At 69.9% G+C, this 14,709-nt stretch carries 10 protein-coding genes; 2 read left to right on the top strand and 8 right to left on the bottom strand.

All coding sequences use genetic code 11. The features are described from left to right. Positions 1 to 84: 84 nt before the first annotated feature. A complete protein-coding gene (gene acs, locus H5395_RS09580) occupies positions 85 to 2,040 on the bottom strand; it encodes an acetate--CoA ligase (protein ID WP_182792353.1) in 1,956 nt (651 codons plus the stop codon). Between the two features lie 193 nt (positions 2,041 to 2,233). Here acs and H5395_RS09575 point away from each other — a divergent pair, with 193 nt between their 5' ends. Further along, the gene (locus H5395_RS09575; protein WP_182792352.1) at positions 2,234 to 2,719 is read left to right on the top strand and encodes a pyridoxamine 5-phosphate oxidase; all 486 of its coding nucleotides are present in this window, start codon (positions 2,234 to 2,236) and stop codon (positions 2,717 to 2,719) included. Positions 2,720 to 2,779: 60 nt separating this feature from the next. On the opposite strand, the gene H5395_RS09570 is transcribed toward H5395_RS09575, so the two are convergent. Together H5395_RS09570 and H5395_RS09565 are read right to left on the bottom strand one after the other, a co-directional pair. Next, the gene (locus H5395_RS09570; protein WP_182792351.1) at positions 2,780 to 5,074 is read right to left on the bottom strand and encodes a glycosyl hydrolase family 28-related protein; all 2,295 of its coding nucleotides are present in this window, start codon (positions 5,072 to 5,074) and stop codon (positions 2,780 to 2,782) included. Positions 5,075 to 5,220: 146 nt separating this feature from the next. Then, positions 5,221 to 6,813: a lysine--tRNA ligase gene (locus H5395_RS09565; RefSeq protein ID WP_182792350.1), complete on the bottom strand. Its 1,593-nt coding sequence runs from the start codon at positions 6,811 to 6,813 to the stop codon at positions 5,221 to 5,223. Positions 6,814 to 6,895: 82 nt separating this feature from the next. Between H5395_RS09565 and H5395_RS09560 the strand changes: the two genes are divergently transcribed. Beyond that, complete coding sequence (locus H5395_RS09560; protein ID WP_182792436.1) at positions 6,896 to 7,318, top strand: tellurite resistance TerB family protein; 423 nt, start codon at positions 6,896 to 6,898, stop codon at positions 7,316 to 7,318. A 141-nt stretch (positions 7,319 to 7,459) separates the two neighbouring features. On the opposite strand, the gene H5395_RS09555 is transcribed toward H5395_RS09560, so the two are convergent. Genes H5395_RS09555 through H5395_RS09540 form a run of 5 tightly spaced genes read right to left on the bottom strand, consistent with a single transcriptional unit; the run spans position 7,460 to position 14,703 of the window. After that, positions 7,460 to 8,896 (bottom strand): D-alanyl-D-alanine carboxypeptidase, encoded by a 1,437-nt coding sequence (locus tag H5395_RS09555; protein ID WP_182792349.1) that lies wholly within the window; start codon positions 8,894 to 8,896, stop codon positions 7,460 to 7,462. After that, positions 8,893 to 11,028, bottom strand: a complete 2,136-nt coding sequence (locus H5395_RS09550; protein ID WP_182792348.1) for a hypothetical protein — start codon at positions 11,026 to 11,028, stop codon at positions 8,893 to 8,895. The genes H5395_RS09555 and H5395_RS09550 overlap by 4 nt, the downstream gene beginning before the upstream one ends. Beyond that, positions 11,025 to 11,903, bottom strand: a complete 879-nt coding sequence (locus tag H5395_RS19465; protein WP_370576424.1) for a DUF4159 domain-containing protein — start codon at positions 11,901 to 11,903, stop codon at positions 11,025 to 11,027. The genes H5395_RS09550 and H5395_RS19465 overlap by 4 nt, the downstream gene beginning before the upstream one ends. Continuing rightward, positions 11,900 to 13,834: a BatA domain-containing protein gene (locus tag H5395_RS09545; protein WP_370576423.1), complete on the bottom strand. Its 1,935-nt coding sequence runs from the start codon at positions 13,832 to 13,834 to the stop codon at positions 11,900 to 11,902. Before H5395_RS09545 ends, H5395_RS19465 begins: the two co-directional genes overlap by 4 nt. After that, positions 13,831 to 14,703: a DUF58 domain-containing protein gene (locus H5395_RS09540; RefSeq protein ID WP_182792347.1), complete on the bottom strand. Its 873-nt coding sequence runs from the start codon at positions 14,701 to 14,703 to the stop codon at positions 13,831 to 13,833. The genes H5395_RS09545 and H5395_RS09540 overlap by 4 nt, the downstream gene beginning before the upstream one ends. Positions 14,704 to 14,709: the final 6 nt, after the last annotated feature.

The raw sequence follows: 14,709 nt of genomic DNA, 5'->3' as shown, positions 1-14,709 counted from the left end.
GGTTCCTTGACTTTTTTATCCTTTTGGACGCCCGGTCGCTGCCGGGCATCCGCGGGTTTCATCTGCAAGCCGCCAAGGCCCGCGTCAGTTGCGGTTCATGCGGTTCTCGATCAGTTCCTCGACCACGCCCGGGTCGGCCAGGGTCGAGATGTCGCCAAGGCTGCCATAGTCGTTTTCCGCGATCTTGCGCAGGATGCGGCGCATGATCTTGCCCGAGCGCGTCTTGGGCAGGCCCGGCGCCCACTGGATCAGGTCGGGCCTGGCGATGGGACCGATTTCCGTCCTGACCCAGGTTTCCAGGTCCTTGCGCAGTTCCTCGGTCGGCGTCACGTCGTTCATCACGGTGACATAGGCGTAGATGCCCTGACCCTTCAGATCGTGCGGATAGCCCACGACCGCCGCCTCGGCGACCTTGGGATGGGCGACAAGCGCGCTTTCGACCTCGGCCGTGCCCATGCGGTGGCCCGAGACGTTGATCACGTCATCGACCCGGCCGGTGATCCAGTAATAGCCGTCCTCGTCCCGCCGGCAGCCGTCGCCGGTGAAGTAATAGCCCGGATACTGCTGGAAATACGCCTCTTCGAAGCGCTGGTGGTCGCCCCACAGCGTCCGCATCTGCCCCGGCCAGCTGTCGGCAATGCAAAGCACGCCCTCGACCCTGTTCCCTTCCTGCACCGCGCCGGTCGAGGCGTCCAGCACCGCCGGCTTGACCCCGAAGAAGGGCAGCGTGGCCGCGCCCGGCTTGGTCTCGATGGCATAGGGCAGGCTGGTGATCATGTGCCCGCCGGTCTCGGTCTGCCAGAAGGTGTCAACGATCGGGCATTTCCCCTTGCCGATGTGCTTGTCGTACCAGACCCAGGCCTCGGGGTTGATGGGCTCGCCGACCGTTCCGAGGACGCGCAGGCTCGACAGGTCGTGCTTCTCGACCCACTCCGTCCCCTGGCTTATCAGCGAGCGGATGGCAGTCGGCGCGGTGTAGAACTGGGTGACCTTGTGCTTTTCGCAGACCGCCCAGAAGCGCCCGGCGTCGGGATAGGTGGGCACCCCCTCGAACATCACGGTGGTCGCGCCGTTGGCCAGCGGGCCATAGACGATATAGCTGTGGCCCGTGACCCAGCCTACGTCCGCGGTGCACCAGAAGACGTCGCCGTCCTGGTAGTCGAAGGTGTATTGATGCGTCATCGACGCAAAGGCCAGGTAGCCGCCGGTCGTGTGGACCACGCCCTTGGGCTTGCCGGTGGACCCCGAGGTATAAAGGATGAACAGCGGGTCCTCGGCGCTCATGGGCCGGGGTGGGCAGTCGGGGCTGGCAAGCTCCATCAGGTGCTTCACATCCACGTCGCGGCCCTGCACCCAGGTCGTCTGGTCGCCGGTATGCTTGACGACAAGGCAGCGCACCTTGTCCGAACAATGCAGCAAGGCCGCGTCGGTGTTCGACTTCAGCGCCGTCCTGCGCCCGCCGCGCGGCGCGGTGTCCGAGGTGATGACCACCTTTGCGCCCGAGTCGTTGATCCGGTTCGCCAAGGCATCGGGCGAAAATCCAGCAAAGACAATGGAATGGATCGCCCCGATCCGCGCGCAGGCCAGCATCGCATAGGCGGCCTCGGGGATCATGGGCAGGTAGATCACCACCCGGTCGCCGCGCATCACGCCCTGGCTCAGCAGGACGTTGGCGAAGCGGTTCACCTTTTCCGACAGTTCGGCATAGGTGATGTTCAGCGCAGGCTCGCTCGCATCGTCGGGTTCGAAGATGATGGCGGTCTGGTTGGCGCGCTTGGGCAGGTGGCGGTCAACGCAGTTCACGCAGGCGTTCAGGACCCCGTCCTCGAACCACTTGATCGAGACCTGCCCCAGCGTGAAGTCCGTGTTCTTCACCTTGGTGAAGGGCTTGATCCAGTCAAGCCGCTGCGCCTCGCGGCTCCAGAAGCCTTCGGGATCGGACAGCGACTCGGCGTAGCGGGCCTTGTAGTCTTCAGGCGTCACGTGGGCTTTGGTGAACCCTTCGGGGATAGGGTGCTTGGCGACATGTTCGACGGACATATGACCTCCTGGCAATGGAACGACCGGCAGCGGCTCCCCCCGCTGCGGAACGCCCGCGCGCACAAATCACGGCGGGTTGAGCAAAGCCTATGTGCGCGCCAGCGGCTTGTCACATGCAAATGTTGCAAAACTGTTTCCGCCCGCCATGCCACCTGCAAAACTCTGCCGCCGGTTTTGGAAGAAAGGAAACCCCATGACCCGAGACCCGCATCAGGACGCGGATGCCGGTGCCATATCACAGGCCCATGCAATTCTGGACGCGGCGCGGGACGGGGTGCTGGCGGTGCTGGACGCGCAGGGCTGGCCGATGACCTCGCGCATCGCCCTGCAGACGGACCCGGCGGGTGAGCCGCTGGCGCTGCTGTCGGGCCTGGCGCTGCATACGGCGGCGCTGGGCCGCGATCCGCGCGCCGCGCTGCTGATCGACGAAAGCCGCGCCGGTGACGGGCGCGGCATGGCGCTGACCCGCGCCCGGCTGTCGCTGCAGGTCACGGCGACGATGGTCGCGGCCGAAGCCGAGGGGGATCTGCGCCGCGCATGGCGCGACCGCGACCCGAAGGCCGCGGTCTATGCCCGGCTGCCGGATTTCCGCTTCTGGCGGCTCGAGATCCGGGCCGGACTGCTGAACGCCGGTTTCGGCCGCGCCTTCCGGCTGACAGCGGACGATCTTCGCCGCTGAGGGAACGCCCGAAAGGCCCGGCAGCCTTCTGCCGGGCCTTGGTCATGTCCTGCCGCAGCCCTATTCCGGCTGGTCCATCCTGATCTTCAGCCCCATCGTCCCCCGCACGGCCTGCGAGAAGTCAAGGATCACCTGGTTCTTTCCCGATCCCTGCCCGATCGAAACGGACGGGAGGTCGGTGTTGCGCGCACCCCCGCCTGTCTGCACCGTGCCCTGCGCCACGATCGATTCGACGCGCATGGACTGGCCGTTGAACGGCAGCGCGCCGTCCGTCGTCACCACCCAGCGGGCCGAGGCCGTGTTCTGGGCATGGCTGACGGTCAGCGGGTTGGCCGTCGGGATCTTGACGCCGTTGAAGGTGTTGCCCTCGAACCGCACGTTCCGCATCTTGCCGACGTCCAGGTTGGCAAAGCTCGTGTCCACGCGCTCGACCCGGTCGATCTGCGCGTAAAGCGACTTGAAGACGTTGCCCATCACCGTCAGCCCCTGCAGCGAATGTCCCGCGCCATAGGGCTTGATGACGATCCACGAAAAATTTGCCGCCGTATGCGAGCACAGGAAGGTGTTGCCCGTCAGCGTCAGACCGCCGAACGGTGGCTGGCCCGCGGCCCAGTTGGGCACCGGATGATGCTCGTTGGTCCATTCGACGGTGGCGTTGTCGATATAGTTTCCCGTCACGGTCACCTGCGCGTTGCGCCCGGTCAGCACCAGCCCCGCCGTCCGCAGCCCCGAGTTCTGGCTGTCGCCCTGGAACCAGTGGTTGCCGGTGATCAGGTGCCCGGTGCCCGCCGCCACGCAGAAATGGCCGAAGCGGACAAAGCGGTTGTCGCGGATCTTCACGTCATTGGCGTTGACGTTCAGGCAGACGCTGGTGCGGTCCTGCGCGGGACGGTCCATGTCGTCGGCCATGAACTCGCAGCGGTCGATCAGCATCCCCTGGCAGGCCTCGCCGATCGAGGTGATGGCCCGGTCCTTCGGTCGGGTCACGAAGCAGTCGCGGAATGACCACAAGCCCCCCTGCGGCGGCAGCATCACCCCGCTTGCCAGCCCGTCCAGCCCGAAATCGACGTTCATGAAATAGAATCGATCCACCTGCGGCACCGTCGAGAAGTCGAAGGCATAGCGGTAGCGCAGGAAGCCGTAGCTGCGGGTGCCCGCGCCGCCGTAAAGCGGCTGCGACAGGGTCAGGGTGCCGGTGGCGACGTTCTTCGCGCGCACATAGACCTCGCGCCCCACGCCGGGGCCGGTCAGGCGCGAGCCGACCTCGATCGCCGTGATCTGCGCCACGTTCCGCAGCTCCTCGGCCCGCGCCGGGTCATAGGTCGCGGTCGAGTTGACCGTGCGCGTCGCCCATTCCGGTCCGTCCACGATGCCGATCTGCCCGTTGGCAACCACGCGGCGGGCCGAGAACTGGGTCAGGCCCGGCGCAAGCTCGCCGATCACCAGCGGCTCGGTCAGGTCCACCTTGCGCCCGCAAAGGTCGAAGATGTTGTGGTCGCTGTAGTCCAGCAGCGCCTGAAGCCCACGCTTCATCCCCTCGGTCTCGTCCCCGAAGGCGTCGGCATAAGAGGGCAGGTCGAAGTTGCGGCGCAGCCCCAGCCGGGCGCTGCGCGGCATCCGCAGGGTGCCGGTGAAGCGCACCGGCTCGTTCATGGTCAGGTTGCCGCCGATGTAATAGGTGCCGGCGGGCACCAGTACCTGACCGCCCGCCGCAGCGGCGTCCGCCCGCTGGAAGGCCGTGCAGTCGTCCGTCACGCCGTCGCCGATGGCGCCGTAATCGCGCACGTCCACCCAGTCGATCATCGCTGGCACGAAGGCGGCGGTCACGTCCTCGATCCGCAGGTTCTCGATGCGGATCGCGCCGCCGTTCGGCCCGGTCAGGTCCAGCCCCATGTGCCCCAGCGTGGCGGCCGGTCCCCAGCCCATGTTGACGCCCTGCCGGGTGGCGGTGGCGACGATGGCCGACACCTCGACCACCGCGCCATAGCCCGGCAGCGCGACTGCAGGCCCTGCTTCGGGCAAGCCCGTCACCCGCTGGCGCTGGGCGGTCCCCGGCCAACCCGCGATGCGGACCGAGGGCAGGTTGCCCGCGATCCCCTTCACCCGCGCCGAAACGCGCAGGTAGGTGCCGGGCAGGATCGGCGTCTCGCCAGTAAAGCGGATGCGGGTGACGTTCTCCTGCTTGACGATTTCCAGACAGGCGCCGAAGTCCTGGTCCGCCGGCACGATGGCCGCGTTCGGCGCATTGGCCCAGGTCGCCTCTCCCGACAGCCCGTTCGCCTGGGACCATGCGCCCAGACCCGCGGAAAACCCCGGAGGCATCAGTTGCAGCCCTGCGGTGATGGCGATGTTCATGCGCTCTCGTCCTCTCTCGTGGGCGCGAGGACGACGGCCCCGCGGCGATGCGAGGGAACCTGCCGGACGAGGGTTGACGCGCGGTTAACCGACCGCGCGGTGCAACGGGGATGGTGGCAACGCCGCGCCGGGAAAGATGCGCGGCGCTACGGGGCCGGCGCGCCCTGAAGCTCTCCGGCCAAGGCCCGCTCGATCAGCGCGCGGGTCTCATCGACGCCGTAGAGCGCGATGAAGCCGCCGAAGCGCGGCCCCTGATCGGCCCCCAGCAGCACCTGGTAGAGCGCCTGGAACCAGTCGCGCAGAGGCTCGAAGCCGTGTTCGGTTCCGACCGCGAAGGCCATGGTCTGCAAGGCTTCCGCATCCGCGGGCTGGTCCCATGCGGCCAGCCGGCCCGCCAGATCCTGCAGCGCCGCGCGTTCCTTGTCGGTGGGCACGCGGAACTGGCGGGTGGGCGCCACGAAGTCGTTGAAATAACGCACCGCGAAGCCCGCCGCCGCGTCCAGGTCGGGATGCGTCTCGGGGCTTGCCTCGGGCGCATAGCGGCGGATGAAGCCCCACAGCCCCTCCTTGTCCTGTGCCCCCGCGACCGAGGCGAGGTTCAGCAGCATCTGGAAGGGCACCACCATGTTGGACGCAGGCACCTTGCCGCCGTGGATATGCCAGACCGGGTTCGCCAGTTGCTGTTCGGGCATCTGGCCGGGGAAGGCGCGAAGCTGCTGGTGATATTCATCCACCGCCTTAGGGATCACGTCGAAATGCATCCGCTTGGCGGACTTGGGCTTCTGATACATGAAATAGGACAGGCTTTCGGTGGCCGCATAGGTCAACCATTCGTCGATGCTCAGCCCGTTGCCCTTTGATTTGCTGATCTTCTGCCCGTGCTGGTCAAGGAACAGCTCGTAGGTGAAGTGCTCGGGTGCGCGGCCGCCCAGCACCTCGCAGATGCCGTCGTAGATCGGCGTGTTGGTGGAATGGTCCTTGCCATACATCTCGAAATCGACATCCAGAGCCGCCCAGCGGGCGCCGAAGTCCGGCTTCCACTGCAGCTTCACTTGCCCGCCGGTGACCGGCAGGGTCCATTCGCGGCCCGTCTCGTCGTCAAAGGTGATCTCGCCCTGGACGGCGTCCACGTTCTTGATCGGCACATACAGTACCCGACCCGTTTCCGGGTGGATCGGCAGGAAACAGGAATAGGTCTGCTGGCGTTCCTCGCGCAAGCTGGCCAGCATGATCTCCATGATCGCATCGTAACGCTCCGCCGCCTTCAGCAGCGTCGCGTCAAACTGGCCCGAGCGGTAGAACTCGGTCGCGCTGATGAACTCGTATTCGAAGCCGAAGGTGTCCAGAAACCGCCGCAGCATGGCGTTGTTGTGGTCGCCGAAGCTGGGGTATTCGCCGAAGGGATCGGGGACCGAGGTCAGCGGCCTCTGCAGGTGTTCGCGCAGCATGTCGGTCTGCGGCACGTTGTCCGGCACCTTCCGCATCCCGTCCAAGTCATCGGAAAAACAGAACAGCCGCGTGGGGATGTCGCTGATAAGCTCGAAGGCGCGGCGGATCATCGTGGTCCGCGCTACCTCGCCGAAGGTGCCGATATGCGGCAGGCCTGAGGGACCATAGCCCGTCTCGAACAGGACATATCCCTTCTCGGGGTCCTTGCCCGCGTAACGTTTCAGCACCCGGCGGGCTTCCTCGAAGGGCCAGGCCTTGGAATTCATCGCCGCATCGCGCAGGGTGCTCATGAGTGCTCTCCGTCCGTTCGGCCCTGCCGTAGCGGCCGGTCTGGGTATCGTCAACATTGCAGCCCTGCCCCCGGAGACCATGATGAGCCTCGACCTGCCCTCGTTTTCCCCTTGCGACGCCCTGGTCGCGGTGATGGTGGCGGTGTCGGCCTCGGGCAAGGGACTGGGAACCGCCGAGATGGTGGCGATCGAGCGGCTGGTGAACCACACTCCGGTCTTCGCGACCTATGACATCGGCCGGCTGCGGCCGGTGTCGCAGACCATCCTGACGATCTTCGAGGATGAGGAAGGGCTGGACGCGCTGTTCGGGCTGGTGCGCGACGCCCTGCCCGAAAAGCTGTTCGAGACGGCCTATGTGCTCGCCTGCGACGTGGCGACCGCCGACGGGCAGGTGGGACAGGACGAGTTGCGGATGCTGACCGAGTTGCGGGACGAACTGGACATCGACCGCCTGCACGCCGCAGCCATCGAGCTGGCAGCGCGGGCGAGGAACCGGCGGATCTGATCCTCCGTGTTGAAATCGGCGGGTGGTGATGGGGTGGAACCCCCACCCTACGGAAGCCCGTCCTGCCATGATGCAGATGCCAGAGCGCCGAGCCTTGCAAGGACGCAAGGTGGGGTTTCCACTCCACCATCACACCGCGCTTTAGATCTCCGGCGGCAACGCGCGCAGGGCACGGGGCGGCGCCATGCTTGCCGCGACCAGGTCGCGCTGCAGCAGCTTTGCGCGCTTGACCCAGGCAAGGCTGCCTTCGGGCCAGTCCTGCCCCTCGGTCGCGGCGCGCCGCGCCTCGTCGGCGGCCAGCACCGCAAAAGCCACCCTGCGTCCCTCGGGCATCGAGGCGTAACCGGCCAGCGAGGACACGAAGTTCAGCGTCCCCGTCTTGGCCTGCACCAGCGGCGCGCCGGCCTTTCCGCCGCCGCGCGAGGCCTCGCCCAGCACGTCCCGCAACGGGTCGGGGTTCAGCAGCGCCGGCAGGGCCGATTGCGCCTCTGGCCGCGCCAGCAGCCGCGCCAGCGTTTCGCCCGAGATGCGGTTCCCCGCATTCAGGCCCGAATGATCCGCCAGTTGCGCCATGCCCGCGCCGGTCGCCTGCAGCCACTCTACCATGCGCTGCGCCGACGCCACCTGTCCGTCCGCCCCGCTCGCGGCCAGCCCCAGCACCTCGGCCGTCAGGTTCGTCGAGTGCCTGAGCATCCCGCCCAGCACCGCCGGCAGGGGCTGGCTGTCATGCCGGGCGATCTCATGTCCGCTGGGGGTTTCCTCGATCACCTCGGGCGACGGCAGCGGCAGGCCCGCGGCGCGGGCGAGCGTCTGGAACACGTCACCGGCATAGGCCTCGGGCTGGCGCACCGGCAGCCAGCGGGTGCCCCGCGCGCCTAAGCCCGCGCGCGGGATGTCCCAATGCTCGCGGCCCTCGCCGACGCAGTGCAGATATGCGCCGCCGCCCGGCCGCACGCCTGCGCCGATGGTATAGGCGCGTGGGGAATGGCCGCTGGCCCGCGCCTCGAGGCTGAGCGCGCAATCGGTATCGCAGCGCCAGCCCAGATGGACCCGGTTGAAGTTGAGGATCAGCCCGGAAACCGCCGGATTATAGGCAAGATGCGCCGCCTGCCCCGGCGCGATCTCGACCACCCGCGGCAGCGCGCCGCCCCAGACGGCAAAGCGCGCCGGACGCCAGTCGCCCGCAGCCTGCGCCGCCTGCCCGGCAAGGCTCGCCAGCCCGTCGCTGTCCAGCGTCGGATCGCCCCCGCCCGCCAGCACCAGCCTGTCCCCATCGCGCAGCACGCGGGTGGAAAAGCGGTGCGCGGCCCCGAGGCGATCCAGCGCATAAAGCGCCGTCACGATCTTGAGGGTGCTTGCCGGCGGCAGCATCAGCCCGGACTGGTGTTCGGAAACAGGAAGTTCCGTCGTCAGGTCGATGGCGACAAAACCAAGCTCCGCCCCGCCGAGCCTCGCCTGCGCCAGCATCTCTGCCGGAGAAAGCACGGGCCGGTGCCGGGGACGGTCCGCCAAGGCAGGTGTCGCCAACAGGGCCGAGGCACTCAGCGCCGAGAAAAGAAAGCCGCGTCTGTCCATCATCCTGAGGTCGGCACCTGGCGCATCTTCAGGGATCGGCCAAGCCGCCCGCCCTCGACCAGCCATCCGATCAGCGCAAACCCGGCAACCAGCAGCAGCCAGGCCCATGGCGGCAGCAGGGGACGCACGGCCAGCCCGTCCACTGCCTCGGCCTCGCGCGGGGTGATGGCGATCCACGGGCGCTGGATGCCCTCGCCAAAGGCCTGCCTGCCCTCGGCCACCCTCCGCAGGTCTGGCATCCCGTCCGACAGCCGCAACACGGCGCCGCGCGTGGCTTCGGCAAGATCTGCCATGGCCTCGCCGGTGGCGACGGTCTGCTCGAACTCGCGCGGCGCGGCGGGACCGACCGCGACGACACGCGACAACTCGCCCTCGGACAGGCGGTAAAGCCCCGGCCCCGGCGCCTGCCAGCGGGCCGAGAAGCGCCCGTCCGCGACAGGCTCCAGCCCCAGTTCGGCGGTTGTCCCGTCCGGCCGGGTTATGGTCACGGCTCCGACCGACTCCTCCATCGTCTGCCGCGTCACCTGCAGGCCCAGCCCCTCGGTGACGGAGACGGCCAGCGATTCTTCCTCAAGCTCCGGCTCCTTCATCGACCAGTGGGCAATGCGGCGCAAAAGCTCGGCCTGCGGGCCGCCGCCCTCGAAGCCGCGCGCCCAGAGCCAGACCTGGTCCGAGGTCAGCAGCGCGATCCGCCCCTCGCCCACCCGGTCGGCGATCAGCAGCGGACGGTCCTCCTCGCCCACCATCAGCACCTCGGCGCCCGGTTCGGGGATCACGTCGCCCATCTGCAGCCAGCGGCCCCAGTGCGAAGCCCCGGCCGCGTCGGGGTCGGGCGCGCCAGGCAGCGCGGCCGTGACCGGGTGGCGCTGTCCGGCATCGGTCAGGCGCGGCAGGAAGGGCACGTTCAGGAACCGCCCCGTGGGCCGGCCCGGCAGGATCGCGCCCAAGGGCGACAGGTGCAGGCTTTCGACGCTGGCGGCCTCGGGGCCGGATGACACCAGCAGCGCCCCGCCCGCTTCGACATAGCGGCGGATGTTGTCGAAATAGACCGGCGGCAGGATGCCGCGCACGCTGTAGCGGTCGAAGATGATGAGGTCGAAATCCTCGATCCGTTCCTGGAACAGCGCCTCGGTCGGGAAGGCGATCAGCGCCAGTTCGTCCACCGGAACGCCGTCCATCTTGTCCGGCGGGCGCAGGATGGTGAAATGCACCAGATCGACATTGGTATCCGATTTCAGGATGTTGCGCCAGACGCGGCTGCCCGGGTGCGGTTCGCCCGACACCAGCAGGACGCGCAGCCGGTCGCGAACGCCCTCGATCTGGACGGCGGCGCGGTCGTTGAGATCGGTCAGTTGCGGCGGCTCGGCCTCGGGCGCGTCGATCGAGATCGCCACCACGTTCTGCCCGGCGTGCGCGGGCGTCACGGGAATGTCCAGCGGCATTCCGGGCGGGATCGTCAACACCTGCTCCTCGGCCCCGTCGATCGAGATGCGCAGGGTCGCGGCGCGGCCTTGCACGGGGTCGGGAACCGCGCCCTGGTCCTCGACGCGGACGCGGATCGTCACCGGCTCTCCGATCAGGCCGAAGGCGGGGGCTTCCTCGATGACCAGCCGGCGGTCCCAGTCGGCGGGCTGGCCGGTCAGCAGGACGTGGACCGGCGCAGGGGCCGTGGCCGGCAGGGCGGCGGGGTCGTGCAACTGGCCGTCGGTGACGACGATGGCGCCCGCGACCCGCGCCTCGGGCTCGGCGGCCAGCGCACGGGTGATCGCCTCGCCCAGCCGGGTGCCGTCGGGATCGTCGCCGACCGTGATGCGGCGCAGTTCGGTGCCGGGGCTGGCGGTGAGGCGGTCTGCCATCGCCTGCGCGGCGGCGCGGGCCTGTTCGGTGCGGCCGGGCAGCGACTGGCTGGCGCTCTGGTCCTCGACCAGCAGCACAATGTCGGAAAGCCCGCGCCGCACCCCGGTCTCCAGCGTCGGTCCCGAAAGCGCCAGCGCCGCCGCAAGCCCGGCCAGCCCCCGCCACGGCCAGCCGTGCAAGCCCCGCCACCATGCCAGCGCCGCCGCCAGCACCGCCAGCGCCACCAGCGCCGCGACAAGGGGCCAGGGCAGCAGCGGATCGAAGTCGAGCCGCGTCATGGCAGCAGCCCCGGTATCCGCAGGTCCGAGGGCGGTTCGCCCCGTTCGCGCCCCAGCCGTTCCAGCAGTTCGGGGACATGGACCTGGTCGGACTTGTAGTTCCCGCTCAGCGCATACATGACAAGGTTGATGCCGAAGCGCAGCGCCAGTTCCCGCTGGCGGACGGCATCATAGCCCCGGCCGATGGCATAAAGCGGGCGGCCATATTCATCCTCGGCCCAGGCCTCGGCCCAGGCATTTCCCCCGATCACCACCGGCGACACGCCGTCGTTCGACCGGCCCAGCGCCCCCGTCCCGGCGCCCGCCTCAAGCGCCTCGACCCAGACGGTGGTGCCCTGCCAGCGGCCGGGAAAGTCGTCCAGCAGGTAGAAGGCGCGGGTCAGCACATGGTCGGGCGGAACCGGCGCCAGCGGCGGGATGTCGAGCGGCGCGGCCAGCCGCTGCAGCGCCGCCGAACCCCCCGGCGCCCCCGTCCCGGCCAGATCGCCGTCGCGGGTGTCGAAGAGGATCATGCCCCCTGTCCGCAGAAAGCGGTTCAGCCGCGCATAGGCCGTGGGCGAGGGCAGCGGCTGGGTGTCGGTAACGGGCCAGTAAAGGAAGCTGAGTAGCGACAGGTCGTCCTCGTCCAGCGCGACGGCGACGGGCGTTCCCGGCTCGACCGTCGTGCGCGCCCGCAGCGCCCCGGTCAGCCCGGCCAGCCCGAGGTCCGATGCCTCGTCCACCTCGATCTCTCCGGTGACGACATAGGCGAGCGAGCTTTCACGTGCCGCCTCGGCCAGCCGGGGGTCCGGCTCGGGCAGATCCTGCGCCTGTCCCAATGTCGGGACCAGCGCCGCCAGCATCAGCAGCGCGCGGCGGGTCAGGGGCCGGCTCATGCAGCGGCCCCCTGCCCGCGCCGGCTGCCCGCGATCAGGGCGGTGCCCAGGGCGTCGGCGGTCAGCAGCAAGCCGGCCAGCGCCAGCAGCCAGCCGGCCAGCGGCGTGCCGGGGGCGGTGTCCGCGGCCTCGACCGTGGCGCCGGGCCATGCGGCGGGCGACAAGGGCCCGCCCGCGTTCAGCGCCGCCCGGCGCTCAGCCGCGGCATAAACCCCTGCCGGGGCAAGCGGACTCGGCCCGGCCGCGAAATCCGCCGCCGCGACCGGGGCCAAGCCCTCGGGCGCCTGCGGGCGGCCGAAGCCGTCCAGCACGGTCTCGGCCGTCCAATGCGCGGCCTCGGCCGTGTCGGCAGGATCGGAGAGGCTGCGGCGGGCGGATTGCACCATGCGGTCCAGCATGCTCACGAACAGACCAGACAGGGCAAGGTTGCTCCATTCCGCATTGGCCGTGGTGTGGACCAGCATGACCTGCCCTTCGCCGAAGGGGGCGCGCGTGACCAGCGGCGTGCCGTCGGCAAGCTGCGCCAGCGTGCGGCCGGGCAGGTCCGGGTCGGGCTCTGGCAGCAACTGCGCCCGGATCGTCACATCCTGCGGGACCGCAAGACCGGCGAACAGCCCGTCCGCGGCGAAGGGAGAGATCCCCCGCGGCTCGCCCCAGCTGAGCGCGCCCCCCGCGTCACGGCCGCCGGGGCGCAGGCGCACGGGCAACAGCGGGTCCTCGGCCAGCGTTTCCTGTGCCGCCATGCGCGGACCGGCAAAGCGGATCAATAGCCCCCCGTCCTCGACCCATTCCGCCAGCGGGTCGGCATTGGCGCCCGGCGCGGCATCGACCAGAACCACGACATCCGGCGCGGCGGGCAGGACATCGGCAAGCCCTCCTTCGACGAGATCGGTCGACGGGGCGAGCGCCTGCCGGAGGTAATGCAGCGGCGACAGCAGGCTCTGCCCCTCGGTCGCGCGGGCGTCACCCACCAGCGCCACCTTGCGCCGCCTGACGCGGTCGTCGGCAAGCACCACGGCACCCGCCGAGGCTTCGCCCTCGATGGCAAAGCGGGTGACGCGGTTGCGAAGTTCGGGCGGCAGGTCGATGACCAGCGTAGCGGCAACGGCGCCATCCGGCGTGGCAACGGCTTCGGGCGGAGTCAGGCGCGCAAGCTGGCGCTGCACGCCCTGCGGGTCCGGTCCCATCGCCAGCACGTCCGGCAACGGCCCCGCCGCCGAGGCTCGCAGGACCAGCGCGGGCTGCGGCGCGCCGTCCAGCGCCAGCGAGCGCAGGATGCGGCGCGGCGGCACCACGGTCACGCCGCCCCGCGTGGCCAGAGCCTGCAGCAGCCCCGCGCGGCCCGGATGGTCCAGTCCATCGGCAAGCCACAGCGTATCGAGCCGCTCGGGTGCCTCGGCCAGCATCGCCGCCGGATCATCGGGGTAGCGCGTCCCCCAGGCCTGCGGTGCAGCGGCGCGCAGGGCGGCGGCAGCCTCCGCGCCCGTGCCGAACACCGGGCCTGAACCACGGCCACCCTGCCCGTCCGCAATCCATAGCGCCACCGGCCTGCCCTGCCCCTGCGCCTGGTCCAGCGCCGCGAGCCCCCGCGCCTGCGCCTCTTGCCAGCCCGGCGCCGCCGCCCAGCCCGCATCCACCACCAGCAGCAACGGTCCCGAGCCGGTCGTCTGCGGCCCCGGCCTCCAGACCGGGCCGGCAAGGGCCAGGATCGCCGCCGCGACCGCCATGAGCCGCAGCATCAGCAGCCACCAGGGCGTGTGCCGGGTGATCGGCGCGGGATCGGCCAGTCCCTTCAGCAGCGCGGTGCCGGGGAACACAACCTCGCGCGGGCTTGGCGGCACCGCGCGCAGCAGGAACCACAGCACCGGCAGCGCCGCCCCGGCCGCGAGCATCCACGGCACCGCGAAGCCCAGGGGGCCCAGCATCATCATGGCGCCAGCGCCTCGTGCAGCCACATCAGCGCGACCGAGGCCGCCGCGCCGGTGTCATGCGTGCCGAAGCGCCAGCCCGCTCCTTCGGCCATGCGCGACAGTTCCGCCCGCCGTTCGGCCAGCCGGGCGAGATAGGCCTCACGCAGCGCCCCGGCATTGCGGGTCGCGTGACGGTCGCCCGCGGGCGCGCGGAAGCGGACGGCGCCGGCAAAGGGAAATTCCTCCTCCATCGGGTCGAGCACCTGCATCAGCGCGCCCCGGCAGTTCAGCGCCGTCGCCTCGTCCAGCAGCGCCCGCAGGGGACCGATGTCACCCAGAAAGTCCCCGATAAGCACCACCCGGCGATGCGGACGCAGCGTGCCTGCGCCGGGAAGTTCGGCCTGCGCCGACAGCAGGTCCCGGCCCAGCACCTCGGCCTGCAGCCGCCCCGCCTTGGCATCCGCGGGACCGACGCCCACCCTCTCACCCCCGCGCAGCAGCAGCAGCCCCAGCGCCAGCGCCAGCAGCCGCGCCCGCTCGCCCTTCTGCGGCCGCGCGGCATCCCCGCTCCACCCCATGCCGGCGGCGCCGGACGCCCACAGCACCGCCGACTGCGGCGCCTGCCGCTCGCGTTCCCGCACGAAGGCCGCGTCGGACCGGGCCGAGCGGCGCCAGTCGATGGCGCTGGCCGGGTCGCCCGCGGCCGCAGGGCGGTATTGCCAGAAATCCTCGCCGCTGCCTGCCCGGCGCAACCCATGCGCACCGGGATCGACGCTGGCGGCCAGCTTTTCAGCCGACAGCATCAGCTCGGGCAGGCCAGCGGCTGCAGCTTCCGCCCCCAGGCGCAGCGCGACCGCGCCTTCCGCGCGAGGGGATGCGGGCTGACGCATCGCGGG

The organism is Paracoccus sp. MC1854, from assembly GCF_014164635.1.
In the GTDB taxonomy this organism is placed as follows: domain Bacteria; phylum Pseudomonadota; class Alphaproteobacteria; order Rhodobacterales; family Rhodobacteraceae; genus Paracoccus.
Note: the sequence above shows the minus strand (reverse complement) of the source record. Positions and strands in the feature narration are given on the sequence as shown.

Coding starts and splice junctions, on each gene's coding strand:
- H5395_RS09575 (WP_182792352.1), top strand. CDS start 2,234: ATGACCCGAGACCCGCATCAGGACGCGGATGCCGGTGCCATATCACAG.
- H5395_RS09555 (WP_182792349.1), bottom strand. CDS start 8,896: ATGATGGACAGACGCGGCTTTCTTTTCTCGGCGCTGAGTGCCTCGGCC.
- H5395_RS09565 (WP_182792350.1), bottom strand. CDS start 6,813: ATGAGCACCCTGCGCGATGCGGCGATGAATTCCAAGGCCTGGCCCTTC.
- acs (WP_182792353.1), bottom strand. CDS start 2,040: ATGTCCGTCGAACATGTCGCCAAGCACCCTATCCCCGAAGGGTTCACC.
- H5395_RS09545 (WP_370576423.1), bottom strand. CDS start 13,834: ATGATGATGCTGGGCCCCCTGGGCTTCGCGGTGCCGTGGATGCTCGCG.
- H5395_RS09570 (WP_182792351.1), bottom strand. CDS start 5,074: ATGAACATCGCCATCACCGCAGGGCTGCAACTGATGCCTCCGGGGTTT.
- H5395_RS09540 (WP_182792347.1), bottom strand. CDS start 14,703: ATGCGTCAGCCCGCATCCCCTCGCGCGGAAGGCGCGGTCGCGCTGCGC.
- H5395_RS09560 (WP_182792436.1), top strand. CDS start 6,896: ATGAGCCTCGACCTGCCCTCGTTTTCCCCTTGCGACGCCCTGGTCGCG.
- H5395_RS09550 (WP_182792348.1), bottom strand. CDS start 11,028: ATGACGCGGCTCGACTTCGATCCGCTGCTGCCCTGGCCCCTTGTCGCG.
- H5395_RS19465 (WP_370576424.1), bottom strand. CDS start 11,903: ATGAGCCGGCCCCTGACCCGCCGCGCGCTGCTGATGCTGGCGGCGCTG.